Here is a 2938-nt window from a genome sequence, read left to right as displayed (position 1 = left end):
ATGGAATTGCACAATGTTTGCGATCGCAAACTCTGTATATTGCCGTAAATGCGGTGGATGAAACGCCAATACAATATCCTCCCGTGACACCCCAGCCTGCAAAAAATCTGTCACCACCCCATCTTCTGTCCAATCTTCCTCAATCCAAATTTTACCATCCCGCAATCGCACATGAATAGTATTTCCCTTAATCCGCTCTTCTCCATGCCAACCCATTACTACCAATAAATAATGGTCATGTTCTCCGTAAAAAATTAGCGTATTTTCTAACGATGAATTGGTGTATTTTGCGTCCAACTCATAATAATCACTTAAAATTTTCCGAATCAAATGACGATATTACTCTAATTTTTCCATCGCTCAACCACCTCCACTTCAGGGTCGAAAACCAGCAATTTTACTCGATTAGTTTCAACAATTAATTGGGAAGTTTTATTCTAAAAGCCACCGTTATAAACTGTATTGGCGATCGCCAAATACAACTCATACTCGGATTGCTAGGCTTGTAAGATATTGCGGTAAATGATATACTGCCCTACAGCGCCTTCTAGATCGTTCATGAAAGATCGCCCTAAAAAACTCTTCACCTCAACAATAATTTTTCGTCCATGCAATTCTGCTGCGATCGACTTTTCGGCCGCAATATCTGGATAGAGTTTATCCCCGCCATATTCCAGCACATAGTTTTCAGCAAATCAGCCAGCCATCTTTAATCAGTGCTTGCTTGACTGCATCATGGTAGGTATCTTTAGCTGGCATCGCGAGACGAGATAATTTGATCTTCTACATTTTAACTCAAGGGCGGCGAAGCTATCTTCAATATTTTTAAACATCTGCCATTAGTTAGAGATAAAAACCCCCCTATTGATAGAGGTGCTTCCTTTTATATCCAAATAGGTTTAAAGGGAGGTTGACAGTAGCCTCTACTGAATCCTAAATGAGTTGGACGGTTTTACTGTTTGCTGCTTGCAGATAAGCACTAAATTTTAGTGCGAGTAGGTGGAAAGAAGGAAACCTATTTATCTGTAGGTTTGTAAAAGCGACCTTAATTTTTGCAGTGCAGAGATCAAGTGCTGTCCGCCTTAAATTACACATACACAAGATGCAGTTTGTTATTTTTATTGATCGACAGTTACGAAAAGGAAAATCATGGTTAAACAAAGTTACTCCAGCCTCCGCTGGGCTAAAAGAACAGGAGCTTCTCTAGGAACGCTCACTCTAGGTCTAACTGATTTGTTGCTTCCTGGTTGCAGTAACGATCGGAAGATTGCCGACGGAAGAACTAACACGACTGCCGAAGATGTTGCAGAAGTTTCACCAAATTCGACCATCGGAAAAGAGGTAACGATCAGAAGCTAAACGGCACAAGCAGTTGGAAAGAGTGGCTTTGTCATGACGCCGAAGGAGGGCCAACCCATTTTAGTGATTAATGCCACGTACTCCAGTTGCTTAAAATTTTCTCTAAAAGTATGAGACAGCTTATCAAAAATGAAAAAAATTAAATACACGTTGTTAGGTTTGTTAGGAATTTTTGGCTCAATTCTCTTTTGGGGTTTGCTCGAACCCTACCTAATCGACACAGAAGAGGAAGTTGCACAAATCCCTAATCTTCCCGCTGCTTGGGAAGGGAAGCGAGTTGCACTGATTGCTGACTGGCAAATAGGAATGTGGATGGGCAACACCAGTACCATCGACCGCGTTGTGGAACAATTAATCAAGGAGCGTCCAGCACTGGTGCTAATTACTGGTGACTTTATCTACCATCCAGGTGAAGATCCAAGCGAAGAGATTAACAAGGCTGTTGAAATTGTGCGATCGCTTCCAGAAGCAGGCATCCCCACCTATGCTGTCTTGGGCAATCATGACTATGCAATGGACAGCAAGCAGGCAACGCCAAACAGACAGTTAGCGCGTCAATTGCATGATGCGCTTGAATCAGTGGGTGTACAAGTCCTCCAGAACGAGGCGGTTGCGATTGGCAAGCCAGCGTTAAGAGCAATTGCACCGTCCGAGAATCGCAACCAAACGGCAGCAAACACGGCGGATAACACCCCCCTATACCTAGTAGGCATCGACGCACACTGGCCAAATAACGATCAACCGAAAGTCGCGCTGAACTCGGTGTCAGAAGGAACACCAAGGTTGGTGATGATGCACAACCCAAATTCCTTTGAAGCGTTACCTCCTAACACTGCACCTTTGGCTGTGGCAGGACACACGCATGGTGGGCAAGTTCGTCTACCCTTCACCCCAGAATGGAGTTGGATGACTTTTGCTAAAGAGGATGAGGTACACGCTGACGGCTGGATTAAAGGATATGGGCAGTCAGGAAATCGTCTTTATGTAAACCGAGGAATTGGTTTTAGCATCATACCGATACGGTTCAATTGCCCACCAGAGATCACTTTATTCACACTTCGCTCCTCTGTCTAACTAATTGGGAAATACTTAGGGCATTGGTTTAGAGTTGGACTTAGCCAGATTTTCTAAGTTGACTGATTCAACTTGACTGATTTCAAGAATTAAACGGAACTTACCCTGCACAGGGGGTAAGTTCCGTCTGAAACCATTGCGAGGTCAGACTTGCCCGGAGCGTCTAAGTCTTTTACATGGCTACAATCTCTTACAACCCTTATGTGGCGGGGTTTTTGCTTAAATTAATCATAGAACAATACTCTCGCCCTAAAAAATGTGGAGTGCCAGCTTATAACTCAACGTCTAAAAAAAATATATTATAAGTAGGTGGACAAAAATATTTACAGTCATTGTTCGCTGTGCGACGCAATCCCAACCCAAGCGATTGCTTCATTACGCTTCGCGACCTTAGCGGAGGACATTGTGTAATTAATTCTGTCTAACTACTTATATTTTTTTTTAGAAAAATTGCTAATAAGCTGTTGTGCATCCCAATTGTGTATGGTGATTGAGGGGGAGAGGG

At 43.1% G+C, this 2938-nt stretch carries 5 protein-coding genes; 2 read left to right on the top strand and 3 right to left on the bottom strand.

All coding sequences use genetic code 11. The features are described 5' to 3' along the window. The 3 genes from WBA89_RS29545 to WBA89_RS29535 form a co-directional block, all read right to left on the bottom strand. Positions 1 to 330 (bottom strand): XisI protein (locus tag WBA89_RS29545; protein WP_424411192.1); only part of this gene is annotated, 330 nt, incomplete at its 3' end. Between the two features lie 167 nt (positions 331 to 497). Next, positions 498 to 680 (bottom strand): element excision factor XisH family protein, encoded by a 183-nt coding sequence (locus tag WBA89_RS29540; RefSeq protein ID WP_424411190.1) that lies wholly within the window; start codon positions 678 to 680, stop codon positions 498 to 500. A gap of 7 nt (positions 681 to 687) precedes the next feature. Beyond that, on the bottom strand, positions 688 to 759 hold the full coding sequence (locus WBA89_RS29535; RefSeq protein ID WP_424411194.1) for an element excision factor XisH family protein: 72 nt from the start codon (positions 757 to 759) through the stop codon (positions 688 to 690). Positions 760 to 1149: 390 nt separating this feature from the next. On the opposite strand from WBA89_RS29535, the gene WBA89_RS29530 reads away from it, so the two are divergent. Both WBA89_RS29530 and WBA89_RS29525 read left to right on the top strand, forming a co-directional pair. Beyond that, the gene (locus WBA89_RS29530; protein ID WP_424411188.1) at positions 1150 to 1359 is read left to right on the top strand and encodes a hypothetical protein; all 210 of its coding nucleotides are present in this window, start codon (positions 1150 to 1152) and stop codon (positions 1357 to 1359) included. Between the two features lie 129 nt (positions 1360 to 1488). Then, positions 1489 to 2433, top strand: a complete 945-nt coding sequence (locus WBA89_RS29525) for a metallophosphoesterase (protein ID WP_424411186.1) — start codon at positions 1489 to 1491, stop codon at positions 2431 to 2433. Positions 2434 to 2938: the final 505 nt, after the last annotated feature.

Origin of the sequence: Microcoleus sp., assembly GCF_049646505.1 — a bacterium.
GTDB lineage: Bacteria > Cyanobacteriota > Cyanobacteriia > Cyanobacteriales > Microcoleaceae > Microcoleus.
Note: the sequence above shows the minus strand (reverse complement) of the source record. Positions and strands in the feature narration are given on the sequence as shown.